The organism is Ruegeria sp. BHSB196, from assembly GCF_059613135.1.
Genome location: NZ_JBXWRY010000004.1, coordinates 1 through 20,328, shown reverse-complemented (window position 1 = coordinate 20,328; position 20,328 = coordinate 1). Strand labels below are relative to the sequence as shown.

The window sequence follows — 20,328 nt, the reverse complement described above, 5'->3', positions numbered from 1 at the left end:
GCGCGTTTCCTTATCCCAGCTTGATGACGGTCGGTTCGACGAACTCGGCGACCGGAATGTGCAGGTTCTCGGGCGCGGGGCCCTTGCGGATGCGCCCGGAGGTATCATAGTGCGACCCGTGGCACGGGCAGAACCAGCCGTTGAACTCGCCTGCGCCATCGCCCAGCGGCACGCAGCCCAGATGGGTGCAGACCCCCATCATCACCAGCCACTCGCCGGCCTCGTCCAGCGTGCGGTTCTCGTCGGTCGCCGGCAGGCCCGGCTTGTTGGCGTTCCGGTCGATCGGGTCCGGCAGTTCCGAGATGTCCACCGCACGGGCCATTTCGATGTCTTCCGGCGTACGGCGGCGGATGAAGACGGGTTTGCCCAGCCACTTGACGGTGATCTGCGTGCCGAGTTCGACGCCGCCGACGTCAACCCGGATCGAGGACAGCGCCTGCACGTCCGCCGAAGGATTCATCTGGTTGATCAGCGGCCAGACAGCGGCTCCTGTGGCTACGACACCTGCGCCAGCCGTGGCGTAGTAGAGGAAATCTCTGCGGGTGCCTTCGTGGTCTTCTGCGTGGGACACGAGGTTTTCTCCGAATTCCAAAGCCCGGGCATTCGGGCAAACATGCATCAGCACCGCATCAAAGCGGCATCTCATCGCGGGTATCTAGCCGGGAGAATACGGTTCGTCCAGCGGTCATAGGCGCGCACTACGCCGCATGTGGCATTTCATGTCGCCGGGCACACAGAAAATTCCCGAAGAGGGCCTGCCGAAACCGAAAGTTGCCGGCGATTCCAAGGCGAATCGGCGGTGACGGCCCGGCTGCGAAAACTGATTCGCCACGTACCGGAACCGGCCCGCGCCAGCGCGCCCATGTCATCGCCATGCACCGGACCGGCACCGGATCGCCGCGACCGGCCCACCGGTCGGGCGTTGTCCGGAAAACACGCACCCCGCAAAGATGTTTTCCTTTTCAGGTAGATCTGGGCGCCTGCCTTGCAGCTTATGCACGAATGCCCCTATTGGCTGCGCCGCGCGACTGCCTGATGGAGACCACTCATGAAGACCCGCACCCTGGCGACCCTGCTCGTGTTCGCGATCCAATCGTTCCCGGCGCTGGCCGAGGGCGATCCCGAAAGGGGGAAACTGCTCTACAATCGCTGTTCGTCCTGCCACGCCATCATCAAGGATGGCCAAGTGCTGGTGAAGGGCGGGATCACCGGCCCCAATCTCTACGGCGTCGTGGGCCGGGTGGCCGGCACGGAAAACGACTATCTGAACGGCAGCGCGCGTCTGCCCATCGGCATGTTCACCGACGACATGATCCGCGCCGGGCAAGAAGGTCTGGTCTGGACCGAAGAGAACATCGCCGCCTATTCCGAAGATCCGATCGGCTTCATCCGCGCGTTTCTCAAGGACGACACCGCGCGTCCCAACATGAGCGTCAAGCTCAAGACAGGGGCGGCCGACATCGCCGCCTACCTCGCCACCTTCGGCGGCGCGTAGGACGCGGCTCAAACCCGGCGCATCAGCGCCGCCAGCGCATCGGTCTCGCTCCCGAACGCCGCCCGCGCGACCTCGTCCGCGGCTTCAAGGCGGGCCGCGGCCTCCTTGTTCTGGTTCAGCTTCCACGTGCCCTGGATGTCAGTGATCCGCATCCGGCAGGGCACGATCATCCGCATCAGCCGCCCCAGGGCTTCCGGGTTCATCTTGCCGGTGGTCCACGGCGGCTTGGGCAGCAGGCGGTCCTCGGAAAAGGCCGACTGCCGGTCCAGAAGGTCAGGCAACTCGGAAACCGGCCGCAATTCCAGAACGCCGATCAGATGCACCGCGACATAGTTCCAGGTCGGCACCTGGTCCGCCACGCCGTACCAGTCCGGCGAGACATAGCTGTCCGGCCCGCTCACGGCGATCCGCACCTGCCGTGGATGCGCCAGCGCCCGCACGATCGGGTTGGACCGCACCAGGTGCAATTCGGCGGTTTCTCCGTCCCGGTCCAGCAGGAACGGCACATGGCTCATCCACGGGGCGCCGTCGCCCGGCACGGCCAGAACGCCGAACGCCCGGTCACGCGCGAACCCGATGTTGCGCGTCCGGTCCTCGGCACGAAAGGCGGGATTTGGGTGCATCATGAGCCTCCGGAAACCACCCCACCCTCTTGCAGGCCGGATCGGCGGTTGGCAAGGGTCGTGCCACCGGCGACGAAACCGCAAATCCGCTTGAGGACTTCGGCACTCCTCGCTAAGCACGTCCGTCAAAGGAGCACGCCGCATGTCGATGAACAGTTTTGGCCATCTCTTCCGCGTCACGACCTGGGGCGAAAGCCACGGACCGGCGCTGGGCGCAACCGTCGATGGCTGCCCGCCGGGCGTTCCGATCGAGGCGGCGATGATCCAGCACTGGCTGGACCGCCGCAAGCCGGGGCAAAGCAAGTTCACCACCCAGCGGCGCGAGGCGGATGAGGTCAAGATCCTGTCCGGCGTGTTCGAGGGCCAGACCACCGGCACGCCGGTGCAGCTGATGATCGAAAACACCGATCAGCGGTCCAAGGACTATTCCGACATCATGGACAAGTTCCGTCCGGGCCATGCCGACATCACCTATTGGCAGAAATACGGCATCCGCGACTATCGCGGCGGCGGGCGCAGCTCGGCGCGGGAAACCGCCGCGCGCGTGGCGGCGGGCGGCCTGGCGCGCGAGGCGATCAAGGCGCTGGCGCCGAACGTCGCGATCACCGGCTACATGGTGCAGATGGGTCCGCACCGCATCGACCGGGACCGGTTCGACTGGTCCCAGATCGAACGGAACCCGTTCTGGACCCCGGATGCGCAGGCGGCCGAAGACTGGGCGCACTACCTCGATGACCTGCGCAAGTCCGGCAACTCGGTCGGCGCCGTGGTGGAGGTGGTGGCGCGCGGCGTTCCGGCCGGGCTGGGTGCCCCGGTCTACGCCAAGCTGGACACCGACCTGGCCGCGGCGATGATGTCGATCAACGCGGTCAAGGGCGTCGAGATCGGCGAGGGCATGGCGGCGGCGGAACTGACCGGCCGCGACAATGCCGACGAGATCTTCATGGGCCAGGACGGCCCGCAATACAGCTCGAACCACGCGGGCGGGATTCTGGGCGGCATCTCGACCGGGCAGGACATCGTGGTGCGCTTCGCGGTCAAGCCCACCTCGTCGATCCTCACGCCGCGCAAGACCATCACCAAATCCGGCGAGGCGACCGAAATCGTCACCAAGGGCCGGCACGACCCCTGCGTCGGCATCCGCGCGGTGCCGGTGGGCGAGGCGATGATGGCCTGCGTGATCCTGGACCACCTGCTGCTGCACCGCGGCCAGATCGGGGAAAACCGTGGCCGAATTGGCTGATCTGCACGCCCGCCTGCGCGACATCGCCGACACCCGCATGACCCCGGACCCGGCGCATGATCTGGCGCATCTGGACCGGGTCTGGGTCAATGCGCAGGCCATCGCCGACGACCGCACCGACCTGCGCGTTCTGATCGCGGCCTGCTATCTGCACGATCTGGTCAACCTGCCCAAGAACGCGCCCGACCGCCATCTGGCCTCGCGCCGGTCGGCCGAGCAGGCCGGGCCGATCCTTGCCGCGCTTGGCTATGACCCGGCCGGGATCCGGGCGGCCCAGCACGCCATCGCCGCCCACAGCTTTTCCGCGCGGATTCCGCCCGAAACGGCCGAGGCGCGCATCCTGCGCGACGCCGACCGGCTGGATGCGCTGGGCGCCATCGGCATTGCCCGCAACTTCTCGGTGGCCGGCTCGCTGGGCCGGGCGCTCTACGACCCGTCGGACCCGTTTGCCGAGTCCCGTGCGCTGGATGACCTGCAATTCTCCATCGACCACTGGAAGGTCAAGCTGCTGGGCCTGCCGGCCGACATGCTGACCGACGGCGGCAAGGCGATGGCGCAGGCGCGGGTGCAGCGGATGCTGCGTTTCCTCGATGCGTTTGCCGAGGAGATCGGCTGCACCTTGCCGCCGGACTGGACGGCGGACTGAGCCGCCGGTCACTGGGCGTTGATCTTTCCCGCGCAAAGGCGCAGGGTCGCGGCCATGGCGGAATCCTTAACATCGCATCGACCGGTCCTGGCCGTGGTGCTCAAGCTGAGCGCCCTGTTCCTGTTCACCGCGATGTCGGCGCTGGTCAAGGCGCTGTCCGATGACTTTCCGCCCGGAGAGATGGTGTTCTTCCGCTCGCTCTTCGCCATTCCGGTCATCCTCGCCTGGCTGATCTCGCGCGGGGAACTGGCGCAGGGGTTCGTGGTCAAGAAGCCGATGGGGCATTTCTGGCGCGGCGTTCTGGGCACCGCCGCCATGGGCCTGACCTTCACCGGGCTCAGCCTGCTGCCCCTGCCCGAGGTCACGGCCATCGGCTACGCCACCCCGATCTTCACGCTCATTCTGGCGGCGCTCATGCTGGGCGAACGCATCCGCATGATCCGGATCGGCGCGGTCGCCGTGGGGCTGTTGGGGGTGCTGATCATGCTGTGGCCGCGCCTCGGCAGCGGCGGCATGGAGGTCGCCGCGACCATCGGCGCGCTCTGCGTTCTGGGCGCCACCATCGCCCGCGCCTTCGTGCAGATCCACATCCGCCAACTGGTGCAGGTCGATCACCCCGCCGCCATCGTCTTCTATTTCTCCGCCACCGCCACGGTCCTGTCGGGCCTGACGGCATTCTTCGGATGGACCATGCCCACCTGGGAGCAGGCCGCCATTCTCATCGGCATGGGCCTGATCGGCGGCGTGGCGCAGATCCTCGTCACGTCCTCCTACCGGTTCGGGCAGGCGTCGATGCTGGCCCCCTACGATTACACCACCATGCTGTTCGCCATCGTCATCGGCTATGTCTGGTTCGACGAACTGCCCACCCTGGTGATGCTGGCCGGCGCCGCGCTGGTCATCGCCGGCAATGTCGTGGTGATCTGGCGCGAACGCCAGCTGGGCCTCGAACGCGGCAAGGCGCGGGCCGTGACCGACCCGAAAGCCTGATCTTTACCTTTCGCAAAACTCGCCTAGGTTGGGCCGGGCAATCAAAGAGGGTTCCCGATGAGCGACGCGCAGGATCACAAGCAAAAGATGAAGGAGGTGCAGGCCAGGCACCGCAAGAAAGTGTCCGAGGCCGTCGATCCCGGCCGCGGCCTCGTGCTGATCAACACCGGCAAGGGCAAGGGCAAGTCCTCGGCCGCGTTCGGCGTGGTGATCCGCGCATTGGGCTGGGGCCAGAAGGTCGCCGTGGTCCAGTTCATCAAGGGCAAGTGGAAGACCGGCGAGCGGCGGTTCTTCGAGGAACGCGACCTCGTGACCTGGCACACGATGGGCGAGGGCTTCACCTGGGACACCCAGGACCGTGACCGCGACATCGCCGCCGCCACCGCCGCCTTCGACAAGGCGCGCGCCCTGATGGCCAGCGGCGACTATGACCTTGTGGTGCTGGACGAAATCAACATCGCCCTGCGCTATGAATACCTGTCGGTGGATGCGGTGATCGACGGGCTGAACGCGCGCTCGGACCGGACCAGCGTGTTTTTGACCGGGCGTGACGCCCCGCAGGCGCTGCGCGACTATGCCGATCTGGTCACTGAAATGACCGAGGAAAAGCATCCGTTCCAGGCCGGCATCAAGGCGCAGCGCGGCGTGGATTTCTGAGTACACGGGCGGCCCCGTCCGGGGCCACCCCTCTGCGGCTTACAACGCAGTCAGAACCGGGTCGAGCGTGACCGACCACAGTTCCGTATCGGCGCGGTCCATCAAGCGCACGGTCATCTGCTGGGTCGCGCCGTCGATGTCCACCAGCCCGAAGAATTGCAGCCCTTCGCTCGGCGGCAGATTGACGCCCTGCCCTTCGGCGGGTGCCTTCACGAACTTCACTTCGGGACCAAATGTGCCGTCCAGATCGTTCGGGCCAAAGGTGCCGGCATGCAGCGGCCCCGACACGAACTCCCAGAACGGATCGAATTCCTGGAACTGCGCCTTGTCGGGGTTGTAGTAGTGGGCCGCGGTATAGTGGACATCCGCCGTGAACCAGACGGTATTGGTGATCTTCGCGGTCTTGATGAACCGCAGCAGGTCGGCGATTTCCAACTCGCGCCCCCTGGCCGGGCCGCCGTCGCCGTTGGCAATCGCCTCGGCCCCCGCCTTTTCGCGCCAATTGTCCCAGACGATCAGCCCGATCGGCATGTCCGAGGCGATCACCTTCCACGTCGCGTCTGACGCCGCCAGTTCGCGCTTGAGCCAGGCCAATTGTTCGGCGCCCAGAATGCGCGACTGGTCGGTGATCTCGGTCTCCATCGACGGGCCGTTGGGGCCGCGATAGGACCGCAGGTCGAGAAAGAACACGTCCAGCATCGGCCCATACGAGATCTTGCGATACACGCGGCCCGGCTCGGCAGGGGTGATCCGCAACGGTGTCATCTCGTGGAACGCGCGGGCGGCGCGGGCCTTCAGCACATGCACGGACTTCTCGGCATATCGGTCGTCCGAGATCAGATCCTTGGCGTCCGACCAGTTGTTGACCACCTCATGGTCATCCCACTGGAAGAAGGTCGGGCAGACCGCGTTCATGGCGCGCACATGCGCGTCCATCATGTTGTATTTCCACTGTGCGCGGAATTCGTCGAGCGTCTCGGCCACCTTGCGTTTCTCGTCGATCAGCGTGGTGTTCTTCCAGATCACCTGTCCGTCCCGTTCGACCTCGTCCGTCATCGGACCGTCGGCATAGACGGTGTCGCCGGAATGGATGAAAAAGTCCGGCCTGTGCCGGGCCATGGTGGCATAGGTGCGCATGCCCTCGTCGTCGATGCCCCAGCCCTGGCCGGCCGTGTCGCCGGACCACGCGAACCGCAGGTTGCGGCGCGAGCTCGGAGCGGTGCGGAACTGCCCGGTCACGGGTTCGGACACCGCGTTGATGTCGCTCAGATCGGCGGCCACGAAACGATAGAAGATGTCCTGGTCCGACGGCAGACCCTCGACCAGGCGCTTGACGGCGAAATCGCCGGACGGGATCGCATCCATGGGCGGCAGCCTGCGGGCCTCGGCGAAGCTTTCGGTCGTGGAAACCTCCATCATGACCCGCGCCGGCCGGTCGGTCCGGGTCCAGATCATGCCCGAGGCCGTATCGACATCGCCGGATTGCACCCCATGGGTAAAGACCGGGCGAGACGCGGCGCGGCTGATCGCCGGCATGGCCAGAGTCGCGGCCAGGGCCGAGCTTCCGGCCAGAAAGTTGCGGCGGGACGGGCGAAGGAACTTGGGCATCTTGGCTCTCCTGTCTGGTGGTCAACGCGCGAACGGCGCGATGGCGAGCCTCAGCGAACCGCGCGTTTGTAAAACGCGTGGCTCAGATTCTTGAAGATATCGCGATGATACCATGAAGTCCGTGGACAAGACCCATGGACTATCCCGCGCGACCGAACCGGGTGTCCGGCCGCGAAAGGCGGCTCAGGCGCGGACCAGCCTTTCGTAGGATTCGGCGATGTCCCGCGTCAGATCGCCCACTTCGAACTTGTATTCCCCGATCTGGCCCACCGGCGTGACCTCGGCCGCGGTGCCGGTCAGCCAGCACTGTTCGAAACCGGCCATTTCCTCGGGCAGGATGTGGCGCTCATGCACGGCGATGCCCTTGTCCTTGAGCATCCCGATCACGGTCTGACGGGTGATGCCGTTCAGAAAGCAATCGGGCAGCGGCGTATGCACCTCGCCGTTCTTGACGAAAAAGACATTCGCGCCGGTCGCCTCGGCCACATAGCCGCGATAGTCCATGAACAGGGCGTCCGAGCATCCCTTGGATTCGGCCTTGTGCTTGGAAATGGTGCAGATCATGTACAGACCCGCCGCTTTGGCGTGGACCGGAATGGTCTCGGGGCTGGGGCGTTTCCACTCGGCGATGTCGAGCTTGGCGCCCTGCATCTTGGCGTCGCCGTAATACGCGCCCCAGGGCCAGACCGCGACGGCCATGCACACCGGATTCCTGGCCGAGGCAACCCCCATGTCCTCTCCCGAACCGCGCCAGACCACGACCCGCACATAGGCGTCCTGCAGCCCGCTGGCCTTCAGGGTCTCTTCCTTGGCGGCCTCGACCTGATCGACCGAATAGGGCATCGGCATGTCCAGCGCCTCGGCCGAGGCGATCAGGCGTTCCGAATGTTCCCGGCTCTTGAAGATCTTGCCGCCATAGGCCCGTTCGCCCTCGAACACCGACGAGGCATAGTGCATCGCATGGGTGAGAACATGCACCTTGGCGTCGCGCCAGGGCACCAGTTCGCCATTCAACCAGATGACACCCTCACGATCGTCGTAACCCGCCATGCCGAGACCTCCTGAACGAGCGAATTTCCAAAAGTTGCGCTGAATTGGTCCGGATCGGACATTTTGTTGCGCAAATGCTGCGATTCGATACCTGTTCGCTCTTGGAATGTCAACAAGACTGACGTAATGTCGGGCCGAGCAACAAAAGAGGCACGCCATGTCCGAAACCCGCCCCGTTCAAGCCTTTGGCGGCGAGAACCTTCTGTTCCTCACGGACGAGCAGCTGCGGCAGGGGATCGAAGCGATGTTCTTTGCCTATCGCGGGTTCACCGCCGACCCCGACCGGATCCTGGCCGAGATGGCCTATGGCCGGGCGCACCACCGCGCCATCCACTTCATCAACCGGGCGCCGGGCACGACCGTGAACAACCTTCTGGCCATCCTGGGCGTCACCAAACAGTCGCTGAACCGCGTGCTGCGGACTCTCATCGCCGACGGCCTGGTCGAAAGCCGCGTGGGCACCGCGGACAAACGCGAACGGCACCTGTTCCTGACCGATGCGGGCCGGGCGCTGGAGGCCAAGCTGTCGGATGCCCAGCGCGCCCGGATGCGCGCGGCCTACAAGGATGCCGGCCCCGAGGCCGTGGCCGGGTTCCGCAGGGTACTTGAAGCGATGATGGATGCTGATATGCGTGGGGCCTACACGAAACTGCGGGATACGGCCTGATGAGCGACATGGATGCCCATCTGCTGATCGTGGATGACGACGAACGCATTCGCGATCTGCTCAAGAAGTTCCTGATGCGCAGCGGGTTTCTGGTCACGGCCGCCCGCGATGCCGCCCATGCCCGCCGCGTCCTGTCGGGGCTGGATTTCGACCTGGTCGTTCTCGACGTGATGATGCCGGGCGAGGATGGCGTCAGCCTGACCCGCGCGCTGCGCGAGACCCATTCCACCCCGATCCTGCTGCTGACCGCGCGCGGCGAGACCGAACACCGGATCGCGGGGCTCGAGGCGGGGGCGGACGACTATCTGGCCAAGCCCTTCGAACCCAAGGAGCTTTTGCTGCGCATCAATGCCATCCTGCGCCGGATGCCCGACACATCCCAGCAAGAGGCCGCGCCCAAGATCCTGCATCTGGGTGCGATCCGCTACGACATCGAGCGCGGCGAGATGTGGCAGGGGGAAACCCCCGTCCGCCTGACCGCCACCGAAAGCCAGCTGATGCGGATCTTCTCTTCGCAGCCGGGCGAACCGGTCAGCCGCGCCAAGCTTGTCGAAGACCTGGGGCGCGACAAGGGTCAGGCGCAGGAACGCGCCGTGGACGTGCAGATCACCCGCCTGCGGCGCAAGATCGAAGCCGACCCGAAACAGCCACGATACCTGCAGACCGTGCGGGGCGCGGGGTACATGCTGGCCCCGGATTGATTTTGCCGCTGCGCGGCGTTTTCTTGCCTTCGGCGAGGATATTTTTGGCCAGATGAAGTGGGGGAGTTTCATGAAGACCGCCGTTTTGACGCATGCCGACTGTCTGGGTCATGTCACCCCCGAGGGGCACCCCGAGCGGGTGGCCCGACTGGAGCATGTCCTGCATGCGCTGGAGCCGCTGGACCTGCAGCGGGTGACGGCGCCGCTGGCGGCGGATGACGATCTGCTGCGGATCCACCCCGAGAGCTACATCCGCGACATCCGCGACGCCCGGCCCGCCGACGGCTTCACGCAGATCGACGGCGACACCTTCATGTCGCCCGGATCGGTCGATGCGGCCTACCGGGCGGCGGGGGCGGCGGTGCGGGCCGTGGACATGGTGCTGTCCGGCGACGCCCCGAACGCCTTCTGCGCCGTCCGTCCTCCGGGGCATCATGCGGAACGTGAAACGGCCATGGGGTTCTGCCTGTTCGGCAATGCCGCCCTGGCCGCCAAACATGCGTTGGACCATCACGGGCTGAGCCGCGTGGCGGTGGTCGATTTCGACGTTCACCACGGCAACGGCACCCAGGATCTGCTGTGGGACGAGGCGCGCGCGCTGGTCATCACCAGCCAGCAGATGCCGCTCTGGCCCGGCACCGGGCGCCCGGATGAAAACGGCGCGCATGGTCAGATCCTGAACATGCCGCTGGCGCCGGGAACCGGCGGCGCGGAGATGCGCGCGGCCTACGAAACGCAAGCCTTTCCGCGGCTGCGCGCCTTCGAGCCGGAGCTGATCATCATTTCGGCCGGTTTTGACGCGCATCGGGACGACCCGCTTGCCAACCTGAACTGGTCCACCGCGGATTTCGCCTGGCTGACCTCGGAACTCTGCGGGATCGCCGGCGAAACCTGCGCGGGCCGTATCGTCTCGACTCTCGAAGGCGGGTATGATCTGAACGCGCTGAGCGAGGCGACCAAAGCCCATGTGGAAGAACTGATGAAGGCCGCAGGATGACCGAGACACCCGTTGAAGAGATGACCTTTGAACAGGCGATGAAAGAGCTTGAGGCCGTGGTGGCGCAGCTTGAGCGCGGGGACGTGGCGCTGGACAAGTCCATCGACCTGTACGAACGCGGCGCGGCGCTCAAGAAACGCTGCGAGGATGAGTTGAAGCGGGCCGAGGAAAAGGTCGCGGCCATCACGCTGGACGCAAACGGCCAGCCGACCGGGACGACGCCAGCAGACGATCTCTGATGTTTCGCGAACGGCTGGCGCAGGACGCGGCGCGCATCCAGCGCCAGTTCGATCTGGTGCTTGGCGCGCTGGACGATCTGGATGTCACCCGCGCGATGGCCTACGCCACCCGCGGCGGCAAGCGCCTGCGCGGGTTTCTGGTTCTGGAAAGCGCCCGGCTGCATGACGTGGCCGAGGCGCGGGCGATCTGGCCCGCCACCGCGATCGAGGCCCTGCACGCCTATTCCCTTGTCCATGACGACCTGCCCTGCATGGACGACGACGACCTGCGGCGCGGCCGCCCGACGGTGCATGTCGAATGGGACGAAGGCACCGCCGTCCTGGCCGGGGACGCCCTGCAGAGCCTGGCCTTCGAACTCTGCGCGCATCCCGACTGCGGCGATCCGGAAACAAGGGCCGACCTGGCGCTGACCCTTGCACAGGCCGGCGGCGCGCGCGGCATGGTTCTGGGGCAGGCTCTGGACATCGCGGCCGAAACCGCGCCCGAACCGCTGACGCTCGACCAGATCACCCGGCTGCAGGCGGGCAAGACCGGCGCCCTGATCGAATGGTCGGCCTGTGCGGGCGCGCGGCTGGCGCGGCAGGAGACCGGGGCGCTGCGCCGATATGCCCGGGCGCTCGGCCTTGCTTTTCAGATCGCCGACGACATCTTGGATGTCGAGGGCGATGCCGAAAAGGCCGGCAAGCGGCTGCAAAAGGACGCCGGCGCGGGCAAGGCCACATTCGTCTCGCTGCTCGGTCTCGACGCGGCCAAGGCCCGCGCGGCCGAGCTGGTGGATGCGGCCTGCGCGGCGCTGGACGGCTACGGTCCGCGGGCCGACACCTTGAAGGAGGCCGCCCGCTTCGTTATTGCCCGAGACAGCTGAACCGAAAAGGACGCCATGTCAGACCGCCCGAACACACCGCTGCTGGATCTCGTGAACCGCCCTGCGGACCTCAAGCAGTTTTCGGACGCGCAACTAGTCCAGTTGGCGGACGAGCTGCGGGCGGAAACGGTTTCCGCGGTCTCCGTCACCGGCGGGCATCTGGGGGCCGGGCTGGGCGTCGTCGAACTCACCGTGGCCCTGCACGCGGTGTTCGACGCCCCGCGCGACAAGATCATCTGGGACGTGGGCCATCAGAGCTATCCCCACAAGATCCTGACCGGGCGCCGCGACCGTATCCGCACCCTGCGCCAAAAGGACGGGCTGAGCGGCTTCACCAAACGCAGCGAAAGCCCCTATGACCCGTTCGGCGCGGCCCACAGCTCGACCTCGATCAGCGCCGCGCTGGGCTTTGCCGTGGCCCGCGACCTGGGCGGGGTGACGCCCGAGGGTCTGGGCGATGCCATCGCCGTGATCGGCGACGGGTCGATGTCGGCCGGCATGGCGTTCGAGGCGATGAACAACGCCGGCCACCTGAAAAAGCGCCTGATCGTGATCCTGAACGACAACGAGATGAGCATCGCCCCGCCGGTCGGCGCGCTGTCGAACTATCTCTCGCGCCTCTATGCCGAGGAACCGTTTCAGGAGCTCAAGGCCGCCGCGAAAGGCGCGGTATCGCTGCTGCCCGAACCGTTCCGCGAAGGCGCCAAGCGCGCCAAGGAGATGCTCAAGGGCATGGCCATCGGCGGCACCCTGTTCGAAGAGCTGGGCTTCAGCTATCTCGGCCCGATCGACGGGCATGACCTCAACCAGCTGCTGCCGATCCTGCGCACCGTCAAGGCGCGGGCGACCGGACCGATCCTGATCCACGCCCTGACCCGCAAGGGCAAGGGCTATGCCCCGGCCGAGGCCGCCCGCGACCGCGGCCATGCGACCGCGAAATTCGACGTCGTGACCGGCAAGCAGTTCAAGGCGCCATCGAACGCGCCGACCTATACCTCGGTCTTCGGCAAGACGCTGGTGGCCGAGGCGGCGCGCGACGACAAGATCGTCGCCGTCACCGCCGCCATGCCCGACGGCACCGGCCTGAACCTGTTTGCCGAACGCTACCCGTCGCGCTGTTTCGATGTCGGCATCGCCGAACAGCACGGGGTGACGTTTTCCGCGGCGCTCGCGGCCGGGGGGCTCAAGCCGTTCTGCGCGATCTATTCGACCTTCCTGCAGCGCGGCTACGATCAGGTCGTGCACGACGTGGCGATCCAGCGCCTGCCGGTGCGCTTCGCCATCGACCGGGCCGGCCTGGTGGGGGCCGACGGCGCGACCCATGCCGGATCGTTCGACATCGCCTATCTTGCCAACCTGCCCGGCATGGTCGTCATGGCCGCCGCGGACGAGGCCGAGCTGGTGCACATGGTCGCCACCGCCGCCGCCCATGACGACGGCCCCATCGCCTTCCGCTATCCGCGCGGCGAAGGGGTGGGCGTCGATTTGCCCGAACGCGGCGAGGTTCTGGAGATCGGCAAGGGCCGGATCATCCAGCCGGGCGCCCGCGTGGCCCTGCTGTCGCTCGGCACCCGCCTGGCCGAAGTGCAAAAGGCCGCCGAGTCGCTCGCCGCCAGAGGGATCACGCCGACGATCGCCGATGCGCGCTTCGCCAAGCCGCTCGACCACGACCTGATCCGCGATCTGGCGACCGGGCACGAGGCCCTGATCACCATCGAAGAGGGCGCCATCGGCGGCTTCGGCAGCCACGTGGCGCAGTTCCTCGCCGAAGAGGGCTTTTTCGACACCGGCCTGAAATACCGCGCGATGGTCCTGCCCGACACCTTCATCGACCAGGCCAGCCCCGCCGACATGTACGCGGTCGCCGGCATGAACGCCGAACAGATCGAAACCAGGGTGCTCGACGTTCTGGGCGTGGCGCGGATCGGGGAGAAGCGGGCGTAGAGGGGCGGGGCCGGATCATTGGCCACCCGTCACAACTCGTTCTTGTAGATCTCGCCACCCTTCATGATCAGGTCGAACCGCTCTTCGTATTCGGTCATCACCGACATGTCCTCCAGCGGATTGCCGTCGATCAGCAGGATATCCGCATGGGCGCCTTCGGCGATCACGCCCAGCGCGCCGGGATAGGGGTTGCGCGGCCCGGAAAGCGCCAGCAGTTCGGCCGATTTCGAAGTGGCTTGCCGGAGGATCTCGGCATTGTCGAACCACTTGGTGCGCAGCACGAATTCCTCGTTCGCGCGCGCGAGCATCGCCGGCGAGGTGATGACGTCGGTGCCGAAGACGATGTTCTCGAAGCCCAGTTCCTTGGCCATGGTGAACATCTGGTCGATTCCGTCAAAGGCTTCGTCGTGCCTGGCCTTCTGCTCGTCGTTGTAGCCTGCCGGGTGGAAGGTGTAGACGATCACCTGCGGCGACAGCCAGGCGTCCTTCTCCATCATCAGGCGCATGGCCTCCTCGCTCATCAGGTTGCCATGTTCGATCGACCTGACCCCGTTCTCGATCGCACGGATGATGCCGTCCGAATTGTAGACATGGGCGGTGACATATGTGTTCCAGTCCTCGGCCGCCTCGACAGCCGCGCGGATCTCGTCATCGGTGTATTGCATGGTATCCAGCGGATCGGCGTACGACCCGGTGCCGCCGCCGACCGATATCTTGATCTGCGACGCCCGCCGGCGCAGGATCTCGCGCACCGTGCGCAACACCTCGTCGCGCCCGTCGGCCACCGCGGCATGGAAGTATTTCATCGGCGTGCTGGGCTCGAATGCCAGCGACCCGGGCGCTTCGGCATCGGTGCGGTGGTCCGAATGGCCGGAACTTTGCGAAATCATAGGGCCGGACGGATAGACGCGGGGCCCGACAAGGATACCCTCGTCGATGGCGCGTTTCAGCGAGAACGAGTTGCCGCCGACATCGCGCACGGTCGTGAACCCCTGCATCAGGTATTGTTCGGCAGTGACCGACGCCACGTAAGCCCAGTATTCGCGGTCGGCGGTGAAGGCGATTCCGAAAGGCATCTGGAACATCAGGTGCGCGTGCATGTCCGCAAAGCCGGGCATCAGGAAACGGCCATCGGCATCGATCACCGTGGCGCCTTCGGGCGCGTCGAGATCGGCGCCCACAGCCGCGATCATGCCGTCCTGAACCAGCACGTCCTGCCCCTCGATCAACTCGGCGTTGACCCCATCGAAAATGCGGGCGCCGGTGATAAGGGTGGCCTCCTGCGCGAGGCTGGGTGTGGCGAAGGCGAAAAAGAGGAGGCTCGCGGCGATCTTGCTTCGTGCTCGCATGGCGGTTCCTTTCAAAATTTTTTCGGTCAGACGTCTGCGTATCGATAAGCATGGTAGTCGGAGTCCAGCCTGGATTGAACAGTGACCTTGAGGCCGAGGCGCAGGAAAAGGTCCGGGTTCGGGAGTTCCGCCCAATTCGTGATCATCCGGCAGGCTTGCCCGACCGTGTTGCCGCCCGACACCAGCTTGCTTTCGTGCGAGCGGGCAGGTCGGCGTGAAAGGCCGAAATTCGGCCCTCCGGGACATGTACAAAACAGCACATCCCCCTCTGGCATCCTGTACAAAGCGGACAATGCGCCGGGGATCAGTGGCCGGCGGCTCCCCTTCGACATCCCGGATTCAAGCGGTCAGATCCGGCCCGCCAGTGCCTCCAGACCCACCCGGTAGTTCGGATAGATCAACTTGACGCCGAGTTCCTCCTTGATGCGGTCATTCCGTACCCGCTTGTTTTCCATGTAGAAACTGCGCGCCATCGGCGTCATGTCGGCCTCGTCGAACGGCACGGCCGGCGGCAGGGGCAGGCCCTGCAATTCGGCCGCATAGGCGATCACGTCCTGCGGCGGCACCGGCTCGTCATCACAGACATTGTAAACCGCCCCCGGATCCGGCCGCGCCATCGAAGCCGCCAGAACCTGCGCGATGTCATCCACGTGAATTCGGCTAAATACTTGACCGGGCTTGACAATTCTCCGCAGCCCGCCACGGCGCAGTTTCGAGAACGGCCCCCGCCCCGGCCCGTAGATGCCGGCCAGACGAAAAATGTGCAGCGGCAGATCCGGTATGGCCGACCATTGTTCCTCGGCCCTGACCCGCCAGCGGCCACGCTCGGCAGTGGGCGCGGGCGGCGTGGTCTCGTCAACCCAGCCACCGTCATGATCGCCGTAGACGGCGGTGGTCGAGAGATACCCCACCCATGCGAACTGGCCCGCCCGTCCGGCGATCTCAGTGCCCAGCGCCGCCAGAACCGGGTCGCCGTCGGCATCGGGGGCCGTCGAAACAAGCAAGTGGGTCACGCCGTCCAAAGACGGTTCGGAACCGGGCCAGATCACCGGTTCGGCCCCGGAATCCCGAATGGCTCCGATCTGATCCGGGTTTCGGGTGGTGCCGATGATCCGCCACCCCTGCGGGGCGATGAGCCGTGACAACGCGCGGGCAGAGTAGCCGTGTCCGAAGGAAAGCAAGGTGCCTGTCATACGCACTTGATGGGACGCCCCGCCCGGGGATGCAAGCGCCGGATGGACGCACTTGATTCGAATCCCTTGTTGCGCGTTTGATTGTGGGATGACCGACAAGACACCGAACCTGCACGCGGCCTATGCGCTGCAAAGCCCGGAAGATCACAAACGTCTCTATGCGGAATGGGCCGGGGACTATGACGAGGGCTTCGCGGCGCTCGAGGATTATCAGCTGCACATCCACACCGCCCGCGCCTTTGTCGCCGCCGGCGGACAGGGGCCCGTGCTGGACGTGGGCGCGGGCACCGGCCTGTGTGGCGCGGTTCTGTCCGGGCTTGGTGTCGGGCCGATCGACGCCACCGATATCAGCCCCGAGATGCTGGCCGAAGCGATGCGCAAAGACATCTATCGCGACGCGATCGAGGCCGATCTGAACGTCGGCATCCCGGTTCCGCGGGACAGCTATTCCGGCATCGTGTCCTCGGGCACCTTCACGCATGGCCATCTTGGCCCCGAGGCGCTGCCCGCCTTGCTCCGCATCGCCCGCCACGGCGCGCAGTTCGCCTTGTCGATCAACGCCAAGCACTACGACTCCATGGGGTTCGCCGGTACCCTTCTTGACCTCGCCAAGTCCCGGATCGAGAATCTGAAGCTTCACGAGGTGCGCATCTATGGCGACCTCGCCGCCGGTCCCAACAAGGATGATACGGCCTACATCGCTCTTTTCGAGAAGAGTTGACCCAGACTAACGCCCTTTCCAAACCGGATCGCGCTTTTCGGCAAAGGCGCGCGCGCCTTCCAGATTGTCCTCGGAACCGTACAGGACGTCCACCGTTCGCAACTGCCGCTTGGTGATCCTGTTCATGATGTCCTGAAACCTGGAATCCTCCGCCTCGCGCACGATCTCCTTGATCGCCGCGTAGACAAGCGGCGGACCGCTGGCCAGCAGACGCGCAAGATCCCAGGCCCGGTCCATCAGCCGATCCGCCGGCACGATCTCGTTGATCAGGCCCCAGCGATGCGCCTCCTCGGCATCGAACCAGCGCCCGGTGAGCAGGAGTTCCATGGCGATGTGATAGGGGATGCGTTTGGGCAGTTTCACGCTGGCCGCATCGGCCACGGTGCCCGAGCGGATTTCGGGCAGCGCAAAGGTCGCGTGATCGGCGGACAGGATCATGTCCGCGCTCAGCGCCAGTTCCAGCCCGCCGCCGCAGGCGATCCCGTTGACCGCGGCGATGACGGGCTTGTTCATGTCCCTGAGTTCCTGCAGCCCGCCGAAACCGCCAACGCCATAGTCGCCATCCACGGCATCCCCATCCGCGGCCGCCTTGAGATCCCAGCCGGGACAAAAGAACTTTTCTCCACCGCCGGTCAGAATGGCGACCCGCAGATCCGGGTCGTCGCGAAAGTCCCGGAACACTTCGCCCATGATCCGGCTGGTCTTGAGGTCGATCGCATTGGCTTTGGGGCGGTCCAGAGTGACTTGCAGGATCGCGCCGTCGCGCTCGGTCTTGACTGGGTTCATGAGCTTGCCTTTCGGATCAGGGCATCCGCCGCGACGGCACCGGTCGCGGAGCAGATGAGTGGATTGATTTCAACTTCGCTGACAGTTTCTGCGTTGGCAATGACGTAGGCTTGCAGGGCTTCTATTGCGTCCAGCACTGCGTCCATCCTGACCGCCGGCTTGCCGCGATACCCTGCGAGCAGCGGTGCGCAGGCCAATCGGGTCAGCGCATCGCGGATCGCCGGGCGTCTGGACGGCACGAGCAGCGATACGGTGTCCCTCAGGATCTCGGTCAGGACGCCGCCGGCACCTAGGGTCAGCACGAATCCGTGCGCCGGATCGTGCGTGATACCGACCAACAGTTCGGCGCTGCCGCCGGTCGCCATTTCCTCGACGAGCAGTTCGGCTGTTCCGACCTGTCGCGCGGCCGCTTCGACTTCCTCGGCGCCGACACCGAGCAGAACCGCGCCGGCCTCGGATTTGTGGGCCAGTCCAAGCCCCTTGACGGCAAAGGGTGGCCGCAATCGGCGCGCGGCTTCCGCAGCCATGTCCACGCTGGCCACCACGCCGCGCGGCACCGACAGCCCGAACGCGGCCAGTTCCGCCTTGGCCTCTGCCTCGCTGAGAACGCTGACCGCCGCGGGCGGCTGCACCCTCAGGACCGGGTCCGCCGGCTCGGGCACCGGACGCGCGGCGGCCTCGATCGCGGCCAGCGCCTCGTGGAGCCCGGCGAAAGGAACGACCCCGCCCGCCATCAGGGTCCGGGCCACGTCCTCGGGCATCAGTTCCGGCAAAGTTGCCGCGACCGCAAAAGGCATGCCGGTCGCCCGCGCGCAGTTGAGCGCGGCCTGCGTCGCGCAGGTCCAGTCGGTCGCATCGGTATGCGGGTAATCGACAATCGCCATGGTCAGAGCCGAATCCGGCCCCATCATGCCGGACCAGGCGCGGGTCATCGCCTGCGTGTCCCGCCAGATGTAGGTGTGGTAGTCGAGCGGGTTGGCCAGCGCCACCATCGGCCCGAGCGCGGCCCGCAATTCCGAGCGTTGCGCGTCGGTCAAAGACGGAAAACGCAGATCACGGTCCACCGACATATCCGCCACCAGGCTGGCCTCGCCACCCGAGCAGCTGATCGCGCTGATGCCGTTGCCCGACAGGCGCCCCGAAACGTGCAGCAGCTTGAGAGTTTCCAGGAAGCTTGGAGTGTCCTGCAACCGCGCAATGCCCAGGCGATCCAGAAATGCCTGCGCCCCGGCATCCTCGCCCGCCAGGGACGCGGTATGCGAGACGGTCGCTGCCTGCGCATGGGCCGATTTTCCCATCTTGAGCGCCACGATGGGAACGTTCCTGTCGCGCGCGCGGGCCGCCAGCGCCTCCCATTTCCGCAGATCGCCGAACCCTTCGATGTGAACGCCGATGGCCGTCACGCGCGGGTCGTCCAGCAGGGCGCGCGCGATCTCTGCCTGGTGGGTCTGGGCCTGATTGCCACAGGTCAGCATGAAGGCCAGCGGCAGGGCGCGGCGCTGCATCGTCATGTTGATGGCGATGTTCGAACTTTGCGTCAGGATGGCAACGCCGCGTTCGACCGGCGACATCCCGTGCTGATCCGGCCAGATCGCCGCCCGGTCCAGCGCATTGACAAACCCATAGCAGTTGGGCCCGAGGATCGGCATGTCCTTGGCGGCGGCGACCAGCTGCGTCTGCAGGTCCGCGGCGCCTTGGTCTTCGGCAACCGCTTCGGTGAAGCCCGACGCGAAGCAGACCGCGCCGCCCGCGCCTATGCGTGACAGGGCGGCCACCGCCTCGATCGTCGCGCGACGGTTGATGCCGATGAACGCCGCATCCGGCGCTTCGGGCAAATCCTCGATCCGCGCAAACGCGGCCTCGCCGCCGACTTCCCGTGCCTTGGGATGCACGGGCCAGACCGGACCCGAGAACCCTATCTTCCTGACCTGCCGCACGACCTCGGCGCACCACGCGCCACCTCCGATCACCGCAAGCGACCGGAAGCGCAGCAGGCGCTGCAATCGCGCGGTTTTCGGCGGTTCAGAGCCTGTTTCGCCCCATACGGAACCCGGCAACTCAAAGGTCGCGGTCATGCGCCCAAAGCCCGCAGCAGATCGCGGCTGATGATGTGGCGCTGAATTTCGGACGTGCCGTCCCAGATCCGTTCGACCCGCGCATCGCGCCAGAACCGTTCGATCGGATAGTCGTCCATCAGCCCCATGCCGCCGTGGATCTGGATCGTGGCATCGGTTACGCGCGCCAGCATTTCCGAAGCATAAAGCTTGGCCGAGGCGATTTCGCGGTTGGCGGGCAGCCCCTGGTCCAGCCGGTCGGCGGCCGCAAGCGTCAGCAGGTCGGCGGCGTCGATTTCCGTGATCATGTCGGCGATCTGGAAGGACACGCCCTGGAACTTGCCGATCTTCTGGCCGAACTGCTCGCGTGTCGCGGCATAATCGAGCGCATAGTCGAAACAGCGGCGCGCACGGCCGACCGACATGGCCGCCACGGTGATGCGGGTGGCGTAGAGCCAGGTGTTCATCACCTCGAACCCGCCATCGACCTCGCCCAGAA

General features: G+C 65.9%; 21 protein-coding genes. 12 read left to right on the top strand and 9 right to left on the bottom strand.

Features of this window, described 5'->3' with window-relative positions:
* Positions 1 to 10: 10 nt before the first annotated feature.
* Positions 11 to 571: a ubiquinol-cytochrome c reductase iron-sulfur subunit gene (gene petA, locus AC2FNJ_RS04110; RefSeq protein ID WP_496762646.1), complete on the bottom strand. Its 561-nt coding sequence runs from the start codon at positions 569 to 571 to the stop codon at positions 11 to 13.
* A 477-nt stretch (positions 572 to 1,048) separates the two neighbouring features.
* Here petA and AC2FNJ_RS04105 point away from each other — a divergent pair, with 477 nt between their 5' ends.
* A complete protein-coding gene (locus AC2FNJ_RS04105) occupies positions 1,049 to 1,495 on the top strand; it encodes a c-type cytochrome (RefSeq protein WP_496762644.1) in 447 nt (148 codons plus the stop codon).
* Positions 1,496 to 1,503: 8 nt separating this feature from the next.
* Here AC2FNJ_RS04105 and AC2FNJ_RS04100 read toward each other — a convergent pair whose 3' ends face one another.
* A complete protein-coding gene (locus tag AC2FNJ_RS04100; RefSeq protein ID WP_496762643.1) occupies positions 1,504 to 2,118 on the bottom strand; it encodes an FMN-binding negative transcriptional regulator in 615 nt (204 codons plus the stop codon).
* A 142-nt stretch (positions 2,119 to 2,260) separates the two neighbouring features.
* Between AC2FNJ_RS04100 and aroC the strand changes: the two genes are divergently transcribed.
* From aroC to cobO, 4 genes are read left to right on the top strand one after another with little or no spacing between them, the layout of a single operon-like run.
* On the top strand, positions 2,261 to 3,361 hold the full coding sequence (gene aroC, locus AC2FNJ_RS04095) for a chorismate synthase (protein ID WP_496762641.1): 1,101 nt from the start codon (positions 2,261 to 2,263) through the stop codon (positions 3,359 to 3,361).
* Positions 3,345 to 4,007, top strand: a complete 663-nt coding sequence (locus AC2FNJ_RS04090) for an HD domain-containing protein (RefSeq protein ID WP_496762639.1) — start codon at positions 3,345 to 3,347, stop codon at positions 4,005 to 4,007. The genes aroC and AC2FNJ_RS04090 overlap by 17 nt, the downstream gene beginning before the upstream one ends.
* Positions 4,008 to 4,061: 54 nt before the next feature.
* The gene (locus AC2FNJ_RS04085) at positions 4,062 to 4,997 is read left to right on the top strand and encodes a DMT family transporter (protein WP_496762638.1); all 936 of its coding nucleotides are present in this window, start codon (positions 4,062 to 4,064) and stop codon (positions 4,995 to 4,997) included.
* A gap of 57 nt (positions 4,998 to 5,054) precedes the next feature.
* Positions 5,055 to 5,654, top strand: coding sequence for a cob(I)yrinic acid a,c-diamide adenosyltransferase (cobO, locus tag AC2FNJ_RS04080; protein WP_496762637.1), 600 nt, complete (start codon positions 5,055 to 5,057; stop codon positions 5,652 to 5,654).
* Between the two features lie 39 nt (positions 5,655 to 5,693).
* On the opposite strand, the gene AC2FNJ_RS04075 is transcribed toward cobO, so the two are convergent.
* Both AC2FNJ_RS04075 and AC2FNJ_RS04070 read right to left on the bottom strand, forming a co-directional pair.
* On the bottom strand, positions 5,694 to 7,262 hold the full coding sequence (locus AC2FNJ_RS04075; RefSeq protein WP_496762636.1) for an alkaline phosphatase D family protein: 1,569 nt from the start codon (positions 7,260 to 7,262) through the stop codon (positions 5,694 to 5,696).
* 183 nt (positions 7,263 to 7,445) lie between these two features.
* Complete coding sequence (locus AC2FNJ_RS04070) at positions 7,446 to 8,312, bottom strand: branched-chain amino acid aminotransferase (RefSeq protein ID WP_496762634.1); 867 nt, start codon at positions 8,310 to 8,312, stop codon at positions 7,446 to 7,448.
* Between the two features lie 157 nt (positions 8,313 to 8,469).
* Here AC2FNJ_RS04070 and AC2FNJ_RS04065 point away from each other — a divergent pair, with 157 nt between their 5' ends.
* The 6 genes from AC2FNJ_RS04065 to dxs all read left to right on the top strand — a co-directional run bounded on the left by AC2FNJ_RS04065 (position 8,470) and on the right by dxs (position 13,726).
* Positions 8,470 to 8,979: a MarR family winged helix-turn-helix transcriptional regulator gene (locus AC2FNJ_RS04065; RefSeq protein WP_496762633.1), complete on the top strand. Its 510-nt coding sequence runs from the start codon at positions 8,470 to 8,472 to the stop codon at positions 8,977 to 8,979.
* The gene (locus AC2FNJ_RS04060) at positions 8,979 to 9,680 is read left to right on the top strand and encodes a response regulator (RefSeq protein WP_496762632.1); all 702 of its coding nucleotides are present in this window, start codon (positions 8,979 to 8,981) and stop codon (positions 9,678 to 9,680) included. The genes AC2FNJ_RS04065 and AC2FNJ_RS04060 overlap by 1 nt, the downstream gene beginning before the upstream one ends.
* Before the next feature lie 70 nt (positions 9,681 to 9,750).
* Positions 9,751 to 10,677: a histone deacetylase family protein gene (locus tag AC2FNJ_RS04055; protein WP_496762630.1), complete on the top strand. Its 927-nt coding sequence runs from the start codon at positions 9,751 to 9,753 to the stop codon at positions 10,675 to 10,677.
* Complete coding sequence (locus AC2FNJ_RS04050; protein WP_496762629.1) at positions 10,674 to 10,916, top strand: exodeoxyribonuclease VII small subunit; 243 nt, start codon at positions 10,674 to 10,676, stop codon at positions 10,914 to 10,916. Before AC2FNJ_RS04055 ends, AC2FNJ_RS04050 begins: the two co-directional genes overlap by 4 nt.
* Entirely contained in the window at positions 10,916 to 11,782 is an 867-nt protein-coding gene (locus AC2FNJ_RS04045) for a polyprenyl synthetase family protein (RefSeq protein WP_496762628.1), read from the top strand. The genes AC2FNJ_RS04050 and AC2FNJ_RS04045 overlap by 1 nt, the downstream gene beginning before the upstream one ends.
* A 15-nt stretch (positions 11,783 to 11,797) precedes the next feature.
* Positions 11,798 to 13,726 carry a 1-deoxy-D-xylulose-5-phosphate synthase gene (gene dxs / locus AC2FNJ_RS04040; RefSeq protein ID WP_496762627.1) on the top strand — a complete coding sequence of 643 codons (1,929 nt, stop codon included), beginning with the start codon at positions 11,798 to 11,800 and terminating at the stop codon, positions 13,724 to 13,726.
* 29 nt (positions 13,727 to 13,755) lie between these two features.
* Here dxs and AC2FNJ_RS04035 read toward each other — a convergent pair whose 3' ends face one another.
* Together AC2FNJ_RS04035 and AC2FNJ_RS04030 are read right to left on the bottom strand one after the other, a co-directional pair.
* Positions 13,756 to 15,075, bottom strand: coding sequence for a metal-dependent hydrolase family protein (locus AC2FNJ_RS04035; RefSeq protein ID WP_496762625.1), 1,320 nt, complete (start codon positions 15,073 to 15,075; stop codon positions 13,756 to 13,758).
* Positions 15,076 to 15,422: 347 nt separating this feature from the next.
* The gene (locus AC2FNJ_RS04030; RefSeq protein ID WP_496762624.1) at positions 15,423 to 16,268 is read right to left on the bottom strand and encodes an SDR family oxidoreductase; all 846 of its coding nucleotides are present in this window, start codon (positions 16,266 to 16,268) and stop codon (positions 15,423 to 15,425) included.
* A gap of 88 nt (positions 16,269 to 16,356) precedes the next feature.
* Here AC2FNJ_RS04030 and AC2FNJ_RS04025 point away from each other — a divergent pair, with 88 nt between their 5' ends.
* Positions 16,357 to 16,989 carry a class I SAM-dependent DNA methyltransferase gene (locus tag AC2FNJ_RS04025; protein WP_496762623.1) on the top strand — a complete coding sequence of 211 codons (633 nt, stop codon included), beginning with the start codon at positions 16,357 to 16,359 and terminating at the stop codon, positions 16,987 to 16,989.
* A gap of 6 nt (positions 16,990 to 16,995) precedes the next feature.
* Here the strand turns inward: AC2FNJ_RS04025 and AC2FNJ_RS04020 are convergent, their stop codons facing one another.
* The 3 genes from AC2FNJ_RS04020 to AC2FNJ_RS04010 all read right to left on the bottom strand — a co-directional run.
* Positions 16,996 to 17,775, bottom strand: coding sequence for a carnitinyl-CoA dehydratase (locus tag AC2FNJ_RS04020; RefSeq protein ID WP_496762622.1), 780 nt, complete (start codon positions 17,773 to 17,775; stop codon positions 16,996 to 16,998).
* Positions 17,772 to 19,850 carry an acetate--CoA ligase family protein gene (locus tag AC2FNJ_RS04015; protein ID WP_496762620.1) on the bottom strand — a complete coding sequence of 693 codons (2,079 nt, stop codon included), beginning with the start codon at positions 19,848 to 19,850 and terminating at the stop codon, positions 17,772 to 17,774. The genes AC2FNJ_RS04020 and AC2FNJ_RS04015 overlap by 4 nt, the downstream gene beginning before the upstream one ends.
* On the bottom strand, positions 19,847 to 20,328 hold a 482-nt coding region (locus AC2FNJ_RS04010; RefSeq protein ID WP_496762618.1), incomplete at its 5' end, for an acyl-CoA dehydrogenase family protein. The genes AC2FNJ_RS04015 and AC2FNJ_RS04010, both read right to left, overlap by 4 nt.

Bases quoted from the DNA above. Each gene is read 5' to 3' on its own strand.
- AC2FNJ_RS04035 (WP_496762625.1), bottom strand. From the start codon at position 15,075: ATGCGAGCACGAAGCAAGATCGCCGCGAGCCTCCTCTTTTTCGCCTTC.
- AC2FNJ_RS04030 (WP_496762624.1), bottom strand. From the start codon at position 16,268: ATGACAGGCACCTTGCTTTCCTTCGGACACGGCTACTCTGCCCGCGCG.
- AC2FNJ_RS04050 (WP_496762629.1), top strand. From the start codon at position 10,674: ATGACCGAGACACCCGTTGAAGAGATGACCTTTGAACAGGCGATGAAA.
- AC2FNJ_RS04020 (WP_496762622.1), bottom strand. From the start codon at position 17,775: ATGAACCCAGTCAAGACCGAGCGCGACGGCGCGATCCTGCAAGTCACT.
- AC2FNJ_RS04055 (WP_496762630.1), top strand. From the start codon at position 9,751: ATGAAGACCGCCGTTTTGACGCATGCCGACTGTCTGGGTCATGTCACC.
- AC2FNJ_RS04100 (WP_496762643.1), bottom strand. From the start codon at position 2,118: ATGCACCCAAATCCCGCCTTTCGTGCCGAGGACCGGACGCGCAACATC.
- AC2FNJ_RS04025 (WP_496762623.1), top strand. From the start codon at position 16,357: ATGACCGACAAGACACCGAACCTGCACGCGGCCTATGCGCTGCAAAGC.
- AC2FNJ_RS04085 (WP_496762638.1), top strand. From the start codon at position 4,062: ATGGCGGAATCCTTAACATCGCATCGACCGGTCCTGGCCGTGGTGCTC.
- AC2FNJ_RS04105 (WP_496762644.1), top strand. From the start codon at position 1,049: ATGAAGACCCGCACCCTGGCGACCCTGCTCGTGTTCGCGATCCAATCG.
- AC2FNJ_RS04075 (WP_496762636.1), bottom strand. From the start codon at position 7,262: ATGCCCAAGTTCCTTCGCCCGTCCCGCCGCAACTTTCTGGCCGGAAGC.
- cobO (WP_496762637.1), top strand. From the start codon at position 5,055: ATGAGCGACGCGCAGGATCACAAGCAAAAGATGAAGGAGGTGCAGGCC.
- AC2FNJ_RS04065 (WP_496762633.1), top strand. From the start codon at position 8,470: ATGTCCGAAACCCGCCCCGTTCAAGCCTTTGGCGGCGAGAACCTTCTG.
- aroC (WP_496762641.1), top strand. From the start codon at position 2,261: ATGTCGATGAACAGTTTTGGCCATCTCTTCCGCGTCACGACCTGGGGC.
- AC2FNJ_RS04045 (WP_496762628.1), top strand. From the start codon at position 10,916: ATGTTTCGCGAACGGCTGGCGCAGGACGCGGCGCGCATCCAGCGCCAG.
- AC2FNJ_RS04060 (WP_496762632.1), top strand. From the start codon at position 8,979: ATGAGCGACATGGATGCCCATCTGCTGATCGTGGATGACGACGAACGC.
- dxs (WP_496762627.1), top strand. From the start codon at position 11,798: ATGTCAGACCGCCCGAACACACCGCTGCTGGATCTCGTGAACCGCCCT.
- AC2FNJ_RS04015 (WP_496762620.1), bottom strand. From the start codon at position 19,850: ATGACCGCGACCTTTGAGTTGCCGGGTTCCGTATGGGGCGAAACAGGC.
- AC2FNJ_RS04070 (WP_496762634.1), bottom strand. From the start codon at position 8,312: ATGGCGGGTTACGACGATCGTGAGGGTGTCATCTGGTTGAATGGCGAA.